The organism is Mesorhizobium sp. M1D.F.Ca.ET.043.01.1.1 (assembly GCF_003952385.1).
Classification (GTDB): domain Bacteria; phylum Pseudomonadota; class Alphaproteobacteria; order Rhizobiales; family Rhizobiaceae; genus Mesorhizobium.
Window position 1 is genome coordinate 6972184 of record NZ_CP034444.1, and the last position, 16274, is coordinate 6988457.

General features: G+C 60.9%; 10 protein-coding genes. 8 read left to right on the forward strand and 2 right to left on the reverse strand.

Annotated elements, in window-relative coordinates; genetic code table 11:
* Positions 1-386 precede the first annotated feature (386 nt).
* Positions 387-1343 (forward strand): DUF1403 family protein, encoded by a 957-nt coding sequence (locus EJ067_RS33655; protein ID WP_126089345.1) that lies wholly within the window; start codon positions 387-389, stop codon positions 1341-1343.
* A 2-nt stretch (positions 1344-1345) separates the two neighbouring features.
* The gene (locus tag EJ067_RS33660) at positions 1346-2044 is read left to right on the forward strand and encodes an SMC-Scp complex subunit ScpB (protein WP_126089346.1); all 699 of its coding nucleotides are present in this window, start codon (positions 1346-1348) and stop codon (positions 2042-2044) included.
* 8 nt (positions 2045-2052) lie between these two features.
* Here EJ067_RS33660 and EJ067_RS33665 read toward each other — a convergent pair whose 3' ends face one another.
* Entirely contained in the window at positions 2053-4665 is a 2613-nt protein-coding gene (locus tag EJ067_RS33665) for an AAA family ATPase (RefSeq protein ID WP_126089347.1), read from the reverse strand.
* Positions 4666-5320: 655 nt separating this feature from the next.
* Between EJ067_RS33665 and EJ067_RS33670 the strand changes: the two genes are divergently transcribed.
* The 6 genes from EJ067_RS33670 (at position 5321) to EJ067_RS33695 (ending at position 15467) form a co-directional block, all read left to right on the forward strand.
* Complete coding sequence (locus tag EJ067_RS33670) at positions 5321-6580, forward strand: DNA repair exonuclease (RefSeq protein ID WP_126089348.1); 1260 nt, start codon at positions 5321-5323, stop codon at positions 6578-6580.
* Positions 6577-10047, forward strand: a complete 3471-nt coding sequence (locus EJ067_RS33675; protein WP_126089349.1) for a YhaN family protein — start codon at positions 6577-6579, stop codon at positions 10045-10047. Before EJ067_RS33670 ends, EJ067_RS33675 begins: the two co-directional genes overlap by 4 nt.
* A gap of 719 nt (positions 10048-10766) precedes the next feature.
* The gene (locus EJ067_RS33680) at positions 10767-13829 is read left to right on the forward strand and encodes a type ISP restriction/modification enzyme (RefSeq protein WP_245468110.1); all 3063 of its coding nucleotides are present in this window, start codon (positions 10767-10769) and stop codon (positions 13827-13829) included.
* Between the two features lie 100 nt (positions 13830-13929).
* Positions 13930-14211, forward strand: a complete 282-nt coding sequence (locus tag EJ067_RS33685) for a hypothetical protein (protein ID WP_126089350.1) — start codon at positions 13930-13932, stop codon at positions 14209-14211.
* Positions 14212-14228: 17 nt separating this feature from the next.
* On the forward strand, positions 14229-15185 hold the full coding sequence (locus EJ067_RS33690; RefSeq protein ID WP_126089351.1) for an HrgA protein: 957 nt from the start codon (positions 14229-14231) through the stop codon (positions 15183-15185).
* A 57-nt stretch (positions 15186-15242) separates the two neighbouring features.
* Complete coding sequence (locus EJ067_RS33695; protein WP_126089352.1) at positions 15243-15467, forward strand: hypothetical protein; 225 nt, start codon at positions 15243-15245, stop codon at positions 15465-15467.
* Positions 15468-15505: 38 nt separating this feature from the next.
* Here the strand turns inward: EJ067_RS33695 and EJ067_RS33700 are convergent, their stop codons facing one another.
* Positions 15506-16216, reverse strand: coding sequence for a topoisomerase DNA-binding C4 zinc finger domain-containing protein (locus tag EJ067_RS33700; protein ID WP_189510253.1), 711 nt, complete (start codon positions 16214-16216; stop codon positions 15506-15508).
* Positions 16217-16274 lie beyond the last annotated feature (58 nt).

The window sequence follows — 16274 nt, forward strand, 5'->3', positions numbered from 1 at the left end:
TCGAATCTACGGGGCCGCCAGGGCCGAAGGCGCCGAATTCCTGGCTTTCGGGGGATGGTCGAAGGAAATGCAGCCGCTCATGGCCCGTGGTGGCATGAAAACCGGCATTCGTGACGTCGGCGGGGCTCCGAATTCCACCTATCCTGGCCTACCCGTCCACCCAATTGGGGCGAGAATCCACCGAACAAGGATGAGGCAGACACCTGAAACCGCGGAAATGCGGGCTTTTCCACCGATCCAGGACCAGCGACAAAGGCCGTTTCAAGGCACTCATTTAGAAACGACTGATAAGGCAACATTATCATTCGTTATGGTGCGCCGACAGGCTGTGCGTTTTGCGCCGAAAATTATAGCACAAAGCGCACCGGCATTTTACCCTCGAAGGTATGATTCGCCTCGATCCCGCGTCCGCCAGCCTGGCTGCGCCGCCCGCCGTTCCCGCCTGGGCGCTCGCGGCCGATGGTGTTCTGCATGACGCAGACGCTGCTTTCCGGGCCGGCGCCGCGCTGGCTTCGCTCGACACGCTTGGCCGCGCGCAGCCGGCCTGGGCCGGCGCCTGGCGCCAGCGGCTGGCGCTTCGCTGTGCCGCCGCTAGCATGCGGCTCGCCGGCCGCGCCGAGGACGAGGCCGCCTTGCGCGACGCCTGGCAGCTTTGTCCGGCCGGCGCCGATCCCGGTCCCGCCGGCGCCATTTTTGGCGCCTGGCGCCAGCTGGCGCTGCAGCCGCCGGCGGTCGGCGCCGATCGGCTGGCAAAAATGGTCGAGATGCTCGGGCTCGCGTGGGACGACGAGGGGCTCGCCGAACTCTGCAGGCACATCGAAAATCTGGTGGAGGGGCAGACGCCGGCGCCGTTCGCCGCGGCGGCGACCGCCACCCGCGTCATCGCCATGCGCCCCGATGCCGAGCTTTTTGGCTGGTGGCTCGCCGACCTGGTGCTGGCGCAAAGCCTGCGCTGGCCGCGGCCGCTGCCGCTGTTGATGACGCAGGCCTTTGGCCCGGCCTTCCGCACCGAGGCTGTTGGTGGCAAGCGCATCCGACCCGGGGACAAGAATTTTGAACGCTCGGTCTGCGTCGCGCTGGTTCAGGGGGCGGCCGAGGCCTGCCGGCTGGCCGCCGAGCTGTCGCGCCGCGCCGAAAAACTCCTGGCAGTGGCGCCAAAACTGCGCGCCAAGGGCGCCGGCGACGTGATTTTTTTGCTGCTGAATGCAGATGCCGTCGCCGGATCGCTGGTCACAAAGAACCTGTCGCGCTTTGCGGCGCGACGGCTGTTCGAGCGGCTGCAGCAGCTCGAGGCCGTGCGCGAGCTCTCCGGCCGTCCCACCTTCCGGCTGTTTGGGCTGTAGCGATGAGCCAGGCCTCCGTTCGCCGCAAGCCAGACGATCAGCCGGCGCTGCTCGACACCGAGCTCGAGCACCTGCCGCCGGAACTGCGCTGGCGCGAGTGGATGGGTCGAGTCGAAGCGGTGATCTTTGCGGCAAATGAACCCGTGCCGCGCGAGGTGCTGGCGCGGGTGGTGGGAAGAAACTGCCACATCGATCTGATCATCGACGACATTCGCGCCGAGCTCGCCGGCCGCCCCTACGAGCTGGTCGCGGCCGCCGGCGGCTGGCAGCACCGGACCAAGAAAGCCTTTGGCGACGTCATCCACGCCGCCTTCGGCACGCCGGCGGGGCAGGGTGCAAAAGAACTGTCGCAGGCGGAGGCGCTTGTGCTGATGTGCATCGCCTATTTCCAGCCGATCACCCGCGGCGAACTGTCTTCCTTCTTCGGCAAGGAGGTGTCGCGCGATCTGATCGGCGTGCTGCGCGCGCAGGAGCTCATCGCCTCGGGGCCGCGCAGCCCGCAGCCGGGCGCGCCCTACACCTATGTGACGACCAAGACCTTCCTGTCGCAGTTCGGGCTCGACACGCTGCGCCAGCTGCCGGATTTCGAGGCGCTGGAGGACGCAGGGCTGCTGTCGAAAGAAAAGCTGCTCGCGGGCGACATCATGCCGGGGTTTTCGGACCCCGGCGAGAGTGGTGCCTACGCCGCCATCGATGAATAGAGGGCCTCTTAGGTGATGGCTTTTTGGCGTGTGCGCAAGGATTCCGCCCAATCGGTGAGGGCCTTAATATCGTCTGAAACTTCAGTCGGCGCCGGCGGCTCTTCATTTCGGACGCGAGAGGGATCATGGGCTTCGATGATGTCGCTGCACTTTTTGAACGCGGTACGGAAGGTCTCTGCGTCGGCTTCTAGGAGAACTGACACCTTCTTCAGGTTTTTCGTGTCGATGTAATCGCGATGACGTATCAATACACCTGCAAAGACGATCTCTTCCAGGGCGCGTTCCCAGGTAGCGCGGAGATGACCATAGAGCCTGATTGCTGCATTGCGATACCCATCTTCGTCATTGGCGTCGTAGAGCGCTTTTGCCGCCCGTTGGTCTTTCTCAAGCCGGTCGACCCGCGCCCTTACCCCCGCATGATCCCAAGGGAGACCATCTCCTACTATGCCCGTTCCATTCGGACCGCGCGATAGATTGGACATTTTCGTCGGAAGGCCTTGGCGGAATGCACCGTCATTCAAGTCGTTTACGAACACCAAGTCGTGCGTAAACACGATGATCTGCCGTTCCTTTGCCTCTTCCACAAGCCGATGCGCAACTTTCCGCCGCCATCGGTGATCGAGGGACGTCACCGGATCGTCGAAGATCAGTGCAGATTTATGGGTGGCAGTTGCCAGCTCGGTGAGGAAAGCCGCCAGAGCTACGCAGGTTTGTTCTCCCTCGCTCAACACCAGGTGCACCTTAGTTCTGGCATTGGCAAAGAGGCGGATTTGATAGTTCGGCGAGCCATACTGGCCGCCGGATCGGACTACCTCGACACGGACTTTCTCCGCGGCGAGCCGAACGATTTCGCGCTGAAAGCGGTCACGCATTCGGGGTGTGATAATCTCGTCTGCGAGTTCGTTACCGAGTTTGGTGATCGCCGTCGTCGACGTCTGGCCTAGGCACTTGGCCAGGCGATCCAGCTTCACAAGCCGATCTATCTCCTTCCCGGCGATGTCGTGTAAGTGGCCAGCAGCGGCTCTATCTTTCAGCTCGTCGTGCTCCGCCTGCAGGATCTTGCGGCCTTCAAGGTCTGCAGCGGCTTCCAACTGACGAGCATAGACGCGTGCTTCGCTTTCAATCTCCACTAGTTCTGCTTCGGGAAGGGCAGCTTGTGGCGACAGCGCCATCCCACCAGGGCTGACAAGATCCCTGAGGCACTGCAACCTACGCAAATCGGCTGACGCCATGAAGCGCAGTACTGCCGCCGCCGCAGTTGGATGGTGGATAGCAATACGTCGCCGGATCTCGCCTATGAACCTGATGTCGGGGTGCCTGGATCGGAAGTCCGTGAGCGCGGTGTCGTAGGCCTTCTCAGCAGCCGTAGCCTGCTTTTCCGTGTCCTCGCGGATGAACCTCTCAAAGGTCACCAGGCGTGCGCCCGCGTCGGCGTTCAACGGTTGATGGCAAAGTACGCAGTGCTCTCCCTCCACTGGCGGGAACTGCTGTTCAACGTGCTTCGAATAATGTCTTGCAGCCTCCCAAAGGGCTCGCCATGTTTCGGCGCCGACCCCAGGAAACGTAGCATCCTTGAAGGCGGTCTCGGCCGACAGCAAAGCCGCCGCGCGCTTAACCCTTGCATCGTCCGCAAGGCCCTTCAGCGCGTTGAGGGCGTCGTCCGTGTAGACTTCCTGTACCTTCTTGATATAGCGCAGGACTTTCGCGATGCCATCGGCGAATTGGTGCTGTTCGGTCGCCGCCTCGACTGGATTCTTTGCCAGGTCTTCGGCGAGCTGCTGAAGACGCGCCCGTTCGGCATCAGTCATGGTGGCTAGGGCACAAAGGCCATCGAGCTTGGTGTTGTGTTTGAGCTGAGACATGATCCGCCCGACAGCTGTGGTCCCCTGCCACGTTGGCGTGTCGAAAACCGGGTCTTTCAGTGCCTTCAGATGACCTTCCTCGACCTGGATCGAGGTCTTGAGTTGGGTGCAAATTCCAGCAAGATCATCCGGAATATCGAGCCCGAATGGCCGGAACGCGACCTCGTTTTTATCCTGGATATGGACTGCACCGCATTCTCGGTCGAACACGCTCACCGCAGAGAGTACCGGATCCGGGTTTGCATTGTCCTCCCAAGGGAGAACGGGTTGCAGCACCCCATCTCTAGAAATGGTGAAGTTCGCGGTCGCTTTGCCTCCGAAGGAAAGCGAAAATGCATCTGGCATTATTTCGCCGGCTTTGCGCGCCCGGCAAGCGCGCTTGAGTACTCGGCCGTATCCGGATTTGCCAGCGCCGTTTGGCCCATAGATGATCGTTAAACCCTTTTGTTCGAACGCAAGCGTCTGCTTCGGAGCAAGTTGATTGACCCCTACGACGTCACTGAGCGACGATAGCGTGATAGCGGATCCATTTCCTGGGTTAGCCGGCAAATGCGCCGACTCAAGTGGCGCGGCTTCGAGCTCGATATCAGGCGCGCCATGCTCCTTCTTGCATAAATCGAAGATCTCACTGACGCCCGCCGCATCAATAGTGCCTGACGTCACAATGCGCCGGAGGGCATCCCTCTGCCATGCCGGCCTGCTTTGCGACCAATCGAGAATCGTTTGAAGAACAGTCTTACGCGGTGCGGGCTGATGCATGGCACGATTTACCTGAGGAGGTCGTGTGGAATGGCAGGAGACCGCAACCTATACTAGCGACGCCGAGAAGCAATCATGGGGTCAGCACAAGAGGCTGGAAGGCTCCCGCTCCGCCGGTGCTAGGTGGCATCGGTTAGAATAGACGAACCAGGAGCGTACGAATGGAAGAGATTTCTACCGTTGGGATCGACCTGCGAAGTCGGTGTTCAGATTCATGCGATTGATGGCACCGCAAAGTGGTCGTCTGGCGCCAGCGCTGCCAGCAGATGTTGAAGTTTTTTGCCACCCTGCCTCGTTCGGTATGGAAACGTGCGAGCGCCAGCCCGATCCCGCGACCGGCCCCAGTAATTAACATCGTCCTGGTCATGCCGCGGCCCTATCTCGAGTCCATGAATGAGGGGTGACAGACATGCGATGCCCCGGACACGGCTCAGCAATCAATCGCGAGCCAGCCGAGGGCAACGCGGTCCGCACACGGAGCCGTTTAGCGGTCGAGTGTTGATGTTTATCATAGGATCTAGCTCGCCTCCCGTTGCCCAACGCTGTCGGACTTTGCTACCGAGGCCTAGGAGACCGCTAGCCGTGACGTTCGGGCGACTAGGCCTTGGTGTCCGCATTTGCCTGAGCTTCTGTTCGGGCCTGGAGAGCGCCGCGGATGGCATTTCGATTTGTTCATACAGCCGACATCCATCTCGATTCGCCTTTGCGCTCGCTTGCGCTGCGCAATCCCGAGCTTGCCGAACTCGTCGGAGATGCCAGCCGCCAGGCATTCACCGCGATAGTGGATTTGTGCCTTGCGGAGGATGTCGATGCGCTTGTGATCGCCGGCGACCTTTATGATGGCGACCAGACCTCGATGAAGACGGCGCGCTTTCTGGCTTCCGAGTTGACGCGCCTCCATCAGGCCGGTGTCAGGGTCTACATGATCCGCGGCAACCACGACGCCATGTCGCGGATTTCGAAGCAACTCGTCTTGCCCGACACGGTGACCGTCTTTGCCGGCCGCTGCCAATCCGTGGTCCAGCCTGGCTCTGGAGTGGACGTTGCGTTCCATGGGCTGAGCTTCGCCAGTCCCAAGGCGCCCGAAAGCCTGCTGCCCAAATATGCCGGCCCACAGGAGGGAACTGCGAACATCGGCATCATGCATACGAGCCTGGCCGGCTCCCCAGGTCATGACGTATATGCCCCTTGCAGCGTCGCCGACCTGCACGGGCACGGCTTTGACTATTGGGCGCTGGGCCATATCCACGTTCGTCAGGTCTATTCCGGTGCGAGCACGCTCGTGATGCCAGGAATCCCTCAGGGGAGGGACATCAATGAGGCGGGTGAGAAATCGGTCACGCTGGTCACCATTCGCGACGATCGCTCCGTCGAGATCGAGGAGAGGCTCATTAGTTTCGTGCAGTTCGAGCGGGTGAGCGTCGATCTAACCGATGCGTCGGAATGGAGTGAGGCCGTCATTCGTATCCGAGCAGGATTGGAGCAATCCCGGGAGGTTACCAGATCGCGCTACCTTGTTGCTCGCGTTAGCTTGGTCGGCACAACCGCCCTTTCATGGTCGCTGATGCGCGACCGGGACCTGGCCGTCGCAGAAGCCGAACAGGCAGCAGAACAGGTGGGCGACACCTGGGTGGAGAAGCTGGAGCTTGATCTTTCGGCTCTTGCTGCCGGAGATTCGGGAACTGCCGCCGATCCTACTTTGGAACTCGCGCAGTCCATGCGCGCCAATGCGAACTCGGAAGCATTTCGATCCGAAGCGCGGGAATTCGTATTGAAGACGATCGCGGACCTGCCGCCCGATGCGCGCGGCTTCGCCGGCAAGGACGAAGCAGGCCTCGAACAGTTTCTCGACGATGCGCTTGCCGGAAGCGTTGACCTGGTCACGGCCCGGCTCAAGGCAGGTGCGACGCGATGAGATTGCGGCGCCTTGACCTGACCCGCTACGGCAAGTTCACCGATCAGGCGATCGACTTTGGAGAGAAGCCGGTTGCAGGTCCGGATCTGCATATCGTTTTCGGCTTGAATGAGGCCGGGAAATCGACCGCGCTCTCTGCCTACCTGGATCTTCTCTTTGGCATCGAAGAGCGCAGCCGCTACAATTTCCTGCACGAATATAGCTCCATGCGCATCGGCGGACTGCTCGAATTCGAGGCGCAGACGCTTGCCGTTTCACGCACCAAGAGTCGCAGCAACTCACTCTACGACGCCGAAGGCCGGCCACTGAGCGAAATTGCCATTTCGCCGCACCTCGCTGGCTTGTCCCGCGACGCCTACAGCAGCATGTTCTCGCTGGATGACGAGACGCTGGAGGCAGGGGGCAAGGCGATCCTTGAATCGCGTGGCGATCTCGGCAAGCTCCTTTTCACCGCCAGTGCTGGGCTCGGCCATGCCAGCGATGTGTTGGTCGCCTTGGGAACGGAGGCAGATGGGCTTCACCGGAAACAGGCTCAGACGACCGATATCGCGCTGCTGAAGAAACGGTTCGCGGAACTCAAGTCGCGCAAGGAGACGATCGACACGCTGGCCTCGACATTCGAGGCGCTCGAGGCGGAACGGGCGGAAGCCCAGGAGAAGTATGACCGCAGCCTGACTGAACGCGCGGTGTTGTCGGCCCGGCTCGCCACGATCGACCGATATGTTCGCGCCGCTCCGCTCCTGGCCGAAATAAAACGCAAGGCAACCAGGCTGGCTGACCTGCCTGACCCCCCGTCTCCAAAGAGAACCTGGAGTGGCAGCGTCGCGGAATTGATCGATCAGGACGCGCGCTTAAGAACGCGTCTCCAGGCGAATGCCGACGAGATCGATCGGGCAAAGGCAAAGATCGAAGTAATCGACGTCGACGGCACTGTGCTGGCGATCTCGGAGCAGGTGCGAGGACTTGCCGACCGGAAGGCGCGCTATTTGTCCGCGGGCATGGATCTGCCGACCCGCAAGATGGAAGTCCAACTGCTCGACCAGACGATAGCTAACTGTCTCGCCGCGCTTGGAAGGTCGGCCGAACAGGATCCGTCCCGGCTCATCCTGCCGGCCTTTGTGGTTGGCACGCTTCGCAACATGGTCGAACAGCGCTCCGGCATCACGACGAGCCTGCGGATGGCCCGCGATGAGGCCGCTGCCGCGCTCGACGGGCTCAATGCGGCCCGAGGTCGCGTTGGCGAGGAGAGGGCGGTCCCCGAGCCCGCAAGAGCCCGGCTGATGGCAGCCGTGTCGGAAGCCAAGGCCAGCGGTCACAAACGCGAAATCGCAGAGGCGCGCGGGTTCGAGGAAGAGCGTCAAACAAGGCTGGCCGATGCGATGCGGCACCTTCGGCCGTGGTCGGGAGATGCAGAGGCACTTTCCAAAATGCCGGTCCCAGTGCCGACGCAGATGGCTGCCTGGAAGAAACTGGCCGCCGACCTTCAAAGGGACAGGGCAGTCTTTTCCGAGCGTCTGGCTGAGCATGAACAAAGCCGGATCTCAACGTCGGCTCGTCTGACTGCTGTCCGCGCCTCGGCCGACATCGCTGACGATGACACAGCCGCAGCCATTCGGCGTGAGAGGGAAGAGGCCTGGCGAAGTCACCGGGCGGACCTAAAGCCCGAAACCGCAGACGCCTTCGCCGTGGCACTGGCCAGGGACGATCAGGTCGGTGCTGCGCGATTGGCTCACGCCGGCGAGCTTGCGGACCTGCGCGTAATCAAGCAAAAGGCGGCCGAAACCGAATTGGCGAGTGAGCGCGTCGCTGCCCAGCTCTGCGAGCTGGAAAAACGCACTGAAACGGCGTCGATTGAAATCAAGCAAATGGCCAGCACCCTGCTTAAGGATTGCCAAGCGCAGTCGCTCGACCTCTTGATCGGACTTTTGGAGGAGCGGCTGTCCGCGCGCGCTGACGCGCTTGGCGCCTGGGACGACATCCTGCTCGCACGCGCGAGAATTGAACGAACAACAGCTGAAGGAGAGCGGATCCATCTAGGATTGGCCTCGGCTCTTCGAAGCGTTGGAATTCAGCCGGAAGCCGGTGAGGCCCTGGAGGCGATGGTGGTCGCTGCTGACCGTTTTCTGGACAGGCAGGCGAAGGTCGACGCGGAACGCGCGGAAGCGCTAAGAAGCGTCGCCGCGAAGGAAGAGGAGCTGGCCGCCAGGCGGCTAGCCGTTGAAATTGCAGAGCGGCGGGATGTTGCATGGCAGGCCGACGTCAATGAAACGCTGAAGGGGACTTGGCTCGAAGACGGCATCGCCGGAACCGGGCTCGGCAGCGTGCTCGATCAGCTGTCGGACCTGTCAAAGGCGCTGCAGGATCGTGAGGCCATGCGTACCCGCATAGGCAAAATGGAGGCTGACAGGACTGGCTTTGCTGACGAGGTGGCCCGGCTTAGTGCGCAGGCCGGGGATCCCACAGGTGACGAGGCGCCGGAACAGGCGAGCGCCAGGCTGACCGAGCGTCTGGAGCAAGCGCGGCGCGCGCGTGAGGCGAGGGCGAATCTCCTCCTCGATGTTCAAAAGTTGCGAGACGTTCAGGAGGCATTGAGCGCCGAGATCGCGGCACACCAGACGACCAAGCAGGAGGTGCTCGACGCTTTCGGGGTGAAAACTCTGCCCGAGGTCGCAGAGCGTGATGAACAACTTCGCGAGCGAGACAGCCTGCAGCGCGCAGTGGCCGAGCTTGAAGAACGAGTGACGAGCGAGGTCGCCCTCGAGGACTTCGCCCAGGCGCGCTCATTGCTGGAGAGCGTCGATCTCGATGGGCTGGCAATTGAAAAGGCCGAAATCGAGCGGCACCTCGCCGACCTCGATGAAGCCATACAACAGCAACTCGTCCGGCGTACCCGAGCGACCGACAAGCTCGACGCGATTGGCGGCGACAGCCAAGTTGCCCGGATCGATGCGGAGCGCCGCACCGTTCTTCTCGAAATCGAGGAGAAGGCTGCCCGCTATATCGAGTTGAAGCTTGGCGTCATGTCGGCAGCAAGCGCGCTCCGGGTCTATCGCGAACGTCACCGCTCTGGAATGATGAGCCAGGCCTCGGACGCCTTCGCACTGATAACGCGCGGCCAGTACACAGGCTTGACGACCCAGCCGGCAAAAGGCGGTGACGTCCTCATCGCCACGCAGCGGGATGGCCAATCGAAGGTCGCAGACGCTTTGTCGAAAGGCGCGCGTTTTCAGCTCTACTTGGCTCTACGCCTCGCGGGATATTACGAGTTTGCCAAGCTCAGGCCCTCTGTTCCGTTCATCGCCGACGACATCATGGAGACCTTCGACCATCTCCGGTCGGAGGAAGTTTTCCGCCTGTTTGGCGAGATGGCCAGCGTAGGCCAGGTGATCTATCTCACCCATCACCAGCACCTATGCGAGATTGCGAAGTCGGTCATTCCCGACGTTATGATCCACGAGCTCGGGTGATCTACGCGGCATTGCCGTTGGCCCGCACTCGCCGACAAGCGACACTTTACCGACCGCACTCGGACCTTCATCATGTCCCCGTGGACGTAGGCTCTGCTGCTTCTTGATTGCAGTCATTGTCGACGACGGGAAAAAATAGCGGAGGGCGTCCGTCCTCGATAGAACCTGAATGGTAGGAGATTCGGGCACCGTTTTTTCTGGTGGAGGCTTCCTGCAAAGCATCTCGTCTTCGGATGCGATCCAGGCAGCGTTGGGCGGGCGCGTCCGGGCCTTGGTGGAGGTCGGTGTGAAGGCACTCCTGCGAGCGCTGCTGAAATGAGTCCAAGAGACGACCGCCTTTATCGTCGGTTCGTGGGGGCGGCAATATTGTTCGGAATTGACTGAAAAAATGCCTGCAAATCTAGAGCTCTTTGAATAGGTTCAACAGAAAGTGGCAGTTTGGCCTGATTCACCCTAGGGGTGAGACGGCGCGGAGGGGAATATTGGCCGCAGGGACAGTTGCAGGTGCGGTGTCGGCCTATGGCGCATCGCTGAAACCGAAGCTTTCGAATCCGGCAATCGGCGGGCAGCCCGAGGAGCAGCTTCGCGGGCCTCTTGAGGTGCTGGTCAAGTCGCTTGCGGAGGTCGAAGGTTTCGCAGCCGGCGCTGTCCACCTGGTCGGCGAGACCCGCCTTGCCGACATCAAGACCCGGCCAGATTTCGCGGTCACGGCCAACAAGGTGCTGGTCGGATTCATCGAACTAAAGGCACCGGGCAAGGGTGCCGATCCGCGCCGCTTCACCGATCCGCACGACAAAGAACAATGGGGCAAACTGAAATCGCTGCCCAATCTCCTCTATACCGATGGCCAGTCCTTCAGCCTGTGGCAGGACGGTGAGATCGTCGGCAAGGTCGTCGCGCTCGAAGGCAATATCGAAAGCGATGGGGCGAAGCTCGCCGCCCCCGACGGGCTGCTGCCTCTGATCGTCAACTTCCTGACCTGGAAACCCATACCGCCCGCCAACGCCAAGCAGCTCGCGCAGATTTCGGCGCGACTGTGCCGCCTTTTGCGCGATGAGGTGATTGAACAACTGGAGCGCAAGAGCCAGGGACTGACGGATCTCGCCAGAGATTGGCGCAGGCTGCTGTTTCCGGAAGCCAACGACTACCGTTTCGCTGATGGCTATGCGCAGGCCGTGACGTTCGGCCTGCTCGTCGCTCGCGCCATCGACATTTCGCTCTCCGGCGGCATCCACCAGGCAGCCTATCAGTTGCGCGGCTCCAATTCGCTGATCGGCACCGCCCTCGGCCTTCTTACTGACGACCCCGAAAACCAGAAGGCGTTGGAGACGTCGCTCGCCACGCTGACCCGCGTGCTGAACGAGGTGAACTGGCACACCATCAGCAAGGACAAGCCGGAAGCCTGGCTCTATTTCTACGAGGATTTTCTCGAAGTCTACGACAACGATCTCAGGAAGCTGACCGGCTCCTACTACACGCCGCCGGAGGTGGTGGCAGCGATGACGCGGTTGGTGGACGAAACCTTGCGCGGGCCGCTGTTCTCGCGCCCGGCGGGCCTGGCATCGACCGACGTGACGCTTGCCGATCCGGCGATGGGCACAGGCACCTTCCTGCTTGGGGTCATACGCAAGATTGCCGCCACGGTCGAGGCCGACCAGGGCAAGGGCGCGGTGCGCGGCGCGGTCGAGGCGGCGATGAGTCGACTGATCGGGTTCGAGCTCCAGTTCGGCCCCTTCGCCGTCGCTCAGCTTCGCCTGATCGCCGAGTTGCAGGCTCTGACGAAGCCGGATGCCAAGACCCCGCCGAAACTACCCGACTTGCAGCTTTTCATCACCGACACGCTCGGCAACCCATATATCGAGCAGGACACACTGGTGCAGAGTGGCCCTATCGCGCAATCGCGGCGGGAAGCAAACCGGATCAAGCAGCAGCGCGACATCACCGTCGTGCTCGGCAATCCGCCCTACAAGAATCAGGCAAGTGGCATGGGCGCCTGGGTGGAGCAAGGCGCGACCGGTCGCCCCGCGCCGATGGATTGGTGGGCGCCGCCGCCGGAATGGAAGCTTGGCGCCTACACCCATCACTTGAAGAACCTCTATGTCTATTTCTGGCGCTGGGCAACGTGGAAGGTGTTCGGCACCGGCAACCGTGCAGCGACCGGAACCCCCGACCGGGACGAGGAGGGCATCATCTGCTTCATCACCGTCGCCGGCTTCCTTGGTGGGGATGGATTTCAGAAGATGCGCGACGATCTCCGGCGCACCTGTTCCGACATATGGGTGATCGACTGCTCGCCGGACGGACACCAGCCGGAAGTCCGGACTCGCATCTTCCAAGGCGTGCAGCAGCCCGTCTGCATCGTGTTGGCGGCGAAGCCGCTCAGCAAGGATCGGAACACGCCGGCCAGGGTGAGATTCCGCGCGCTACCCAAGGGGCCGCGCGGGGACAAGTTCACCGCGCTGGAGACCCTGACGCTCGACGCGTCAGACTGGCAGGATTGTCCTGCCGACTGGCGCGCGCCGTTCTTTCCGGCAGCGAGTGACGAGTGGGTAACGTTCCCGCCGTTAGATAGGTTTTTCGACTGGTCGAGTCCCGGCATAAAGACACATCGGACGTGGGTTATCGCTCCCGACCCCGAGTCTTTGTCTCGGCGTTGGGACGCATTACGCCGCGAGACAAACATCGAGAAGAAGGAACGGCTGTTTCACCCCGACCGGGATCGATACCTGGACAAGGTTGTGTCTGTCGGATTGGGCGATCACGGAGTGAGAGCCAGTGCAGTTATCAAAGACGAAGAATCGATCGTTTCCCCCTGTCGATACGGATTTCGATCCTTCGATCGCCAGTGGATCGTGCCAGATCATCGCCTTTTGAGCATGGCTCGGCCGACATTGTGGAACTGCTACTCCGCGCGCGAAGTCTACCTGACTGCCTTGGAAGCATCGTCTCCAAAATCCGGACCAGCGATCACCTTCACGGGGCTGATTCCAGATCACGATCACTACAAGGGCTCATTCGGCGGCCGGGTATATCCGCTGTGGCGAGATGCGGCGGCGAAGGTTCCGAACGTCCCGACGCAACTGGCTGGCGTGCTAGCCGACGTTTACGGCCATGCGGTCTCGGCCGAGGATGTCTTGGCCTATCTGGCGGCGGTTATGGCGCATCCGGCCTTTACCGCGCGGTTCCAGAACGACCTCGTACAGCCTGGCTTGCGCGTGCCGTTGACTGCAGACCCGGCACTGTTTTCGGAAGCCGTCGCGCTCGGCCGTGAAGTCATCTGGCTTCACACCTACGGCGAGCGTTTCGCCGATCCGGCAGCCGGACGGCCGAAGGCGCCGCCGCGCATGGCCGAGGGTGCCCGGCCGTTCATTCCGGAGGGTGGCAGCATTCCCGGTCCGCCGGAGCCGCTGCCCGACACCATGGAATACGATCCGGCCAAGCGTCGGCTGCATGTCGGCAACGGGTTCGTTGACAACGTCTCGCCGGAAATGTGGGCCTATGAAGTCTCAGGCAAACAGGTGGTATGGCACTGGTTCAGCTACCGCCGGCTTGACCGCACGCGGCCACAGATCGGCGACAAGCGGCCGCCATCGCCACTCGACAGGATACAGCCCGACCATTGGCTGGCCGAATACACCAGCGACCTGATCGACCTCCTCAATGTGCTGGGGCGGGTAATCGCGCTAGAGCCGACGCAGGCCGACCTGCTGGCAAGCATCCTGAAGGCCGAGCTCATCAAGGCCGATCACCTGAAGGTGGTGTTGGGTGCCAGAAATAACTGACAGTGTAGCGTCAGGAAACCGGGGATAAGCAGGTTTCCGGCCATCGCTTGGCCCGTTTAGCTGGGGCATAGTGCAACCAGAGAATCGTATCGGCAGGACAATGGCCAGGAATCAGCTCGACCTTTTCGGCGCAGCCCAGCCCGAGCTTTTCGACGAGGACGCGCCGACCGTCTATTACCACGGCGACCCCGACCGTGTGCGCGCGCGGCTGCACAGGCTGATCGCCGAGGCGCGGGCGGCTGACACGTTGCCGTGGGACCCCGACAGCGTGCGGCTGTACCGCAAGATCGTGCCGCAGATGGTGCTGTGGCTGCCCGAAGACGAAGCAAAGCAGCTTTGCTTCGATTTCGAGGAGGAGATGCGGCGTCTGCTGGCGGCGTAAACTCGGGGCTGTCATTCATGGCATTAGAATTGAAGAACAGGGTTGTTGAACTTTTGTCAGCGAACCCAGGGAAGAGATTCAAAGCCAGGGACATAGCGATATGGATCGCAGAAACATATCCCGAGGCGGTGGCAGCGAAGATAAAGCGCAGCGTAGCAATCCAGACCCATGATCAGCTTCTTTATCAGCTTGTCGCCGAGATCGGCGCTAACCGTCCCATCTGGCAAAAGCAGCTTCCGCAATTGCGCAGCACGGAAGGCGTGCGACCGCGCCTCTTCTATTGGTCCGACAAGACCGAGGAACAGGAAGTGGCTGATGTCGAGAGCGGCAAGGAGCCTGTCCTTGAGTTCGCGACCGCGCCGGAAGGTGCTGTTCCCGCTGCCGCCGGCGAAACCCAAAAGAAGGTTCTGCGGCGAAGTGAACATGATCTGTATCCGCTGCTGATAGAATTTTTGGAAGCGGAGCACGGTGTTCAAGGCCATCGCATCGATGAGAAGAAATCTTCCAACACGTACGGGAGTGGCGGCAACAAGTGGTTGTTTCCTGACGTGGTGGGGATGGAAAACCTGTCGGACGGCCTTCACCCCGAGGTTGTGACCGCAATCCGGGAGAGCCGCGACAGGCAAATCCGACTCTGGTCGTTTGAGGTAAAGCTTCTCATCAACCGTTCGAATGCCCGCGAGACCTATTTTCAGGCCGTTTCGAATTCCTCATGGGCCAACTATGGCTACCTTGTTGCCGCTAATTTCGAAGGTTCCGAAACTCTCAAGGAATTGCGAATTCTGTATGCGATGCACGGCATCGGCCTGATCAGCCTCGATGAGGAAAATCCTATCGAGAGCGAAATCCTTGTTCCGGCGCGCGAGAAGCCAGATATCGAATGGCCTATGTGCAGCCGCCTCGCAACCGAGAACAAGGACTTCAAGCAGTTCATGACGAAGGTCCGCCACTTCTTCCAGACGGGCGATATGTAGTCGACAATCCTCCCACCACGTAGAGATAAATCGAAGGGTCGATTGTAGGGGGCGACGATGGATCCGAGGAGAAGGTTAGGCGAGAAGAGGGAAAGGCTTCGCTCGTCAAGGGTTCCCTTCATTGAAACCTATCGAGAGGCGGTCCTTGAAGAGCAGCCGCTTGGAAAGCCTCTGGAACGCGAGGTCATCGTTATCCGGATCGAGAAAAGCCATTTTGTGCTCTACTCGTTGCTTTTTGGGTTTTTCCTGGCCCTCATCATCGTTGGCATAATTTCCGGGTAGATGCCCTATGTTGAGGGGTGGTTGGCGTGGGCGGACGGTCAGCCGGCCACCGAACAAGAATACCTGCATCGCGGATATTCGGAGCAGCCCAGGAATTCGCCGAACCTGCCGCTCTTTCTAACAAGGTGACCGCGACAACTCTCTGTCGGGCATGGGGGCTTTGGCGCTTTGTTGTGATGTTTCTGTTTCTTGAATTCCCAAGGATGGATGTTGTCCTTGAAAGCCCATATGCCCCGCTTTGCGCGTTTGGCGTCCTCCAGGGCATCGAGGTAACGCTGATCGGGTCCGTATCGCTCCAGAACCCAAGCCCAGCCATTGACGACCATCTCTAGCTCGACGTTTCTCGTCACGCGGAAGGGCGCTCCAAACGTCGTTATGACATGAGGGCATGACGACGGTGTTCTGAACTCGCCGTCGGCGTAATCCAGCGTCAGATAGGGGACGCAAACGACACGGCCGTACGTGTCTACTGACCGCCCAGTATTCATCTTCATCAAGATGGCAAGTTCGACCCACTTGCCGCCGATCAAGGCGGTGAGGAAATCCCTGGCCTCTTGGCCCCCGGGCTGTTCAATTTCCGGAGCATCGATGAACCCGAATCTAGCGGTTATCTCAATCTCGGCTTGATCCCTTGGGTTTCCTGTGACCTCGGAAACCTTGACCCGAGTTAGAAACCCGTCACCATCGAATATCTTTAGCACCGGAACACTAATCGTGTCCGTTTGTGGATCCTCAGGCACAATGATCACGGAATTTACTTCTTGAGTCATTGTAGCGGCGGCCAAGGGATAGTGATAGGGATAGGGA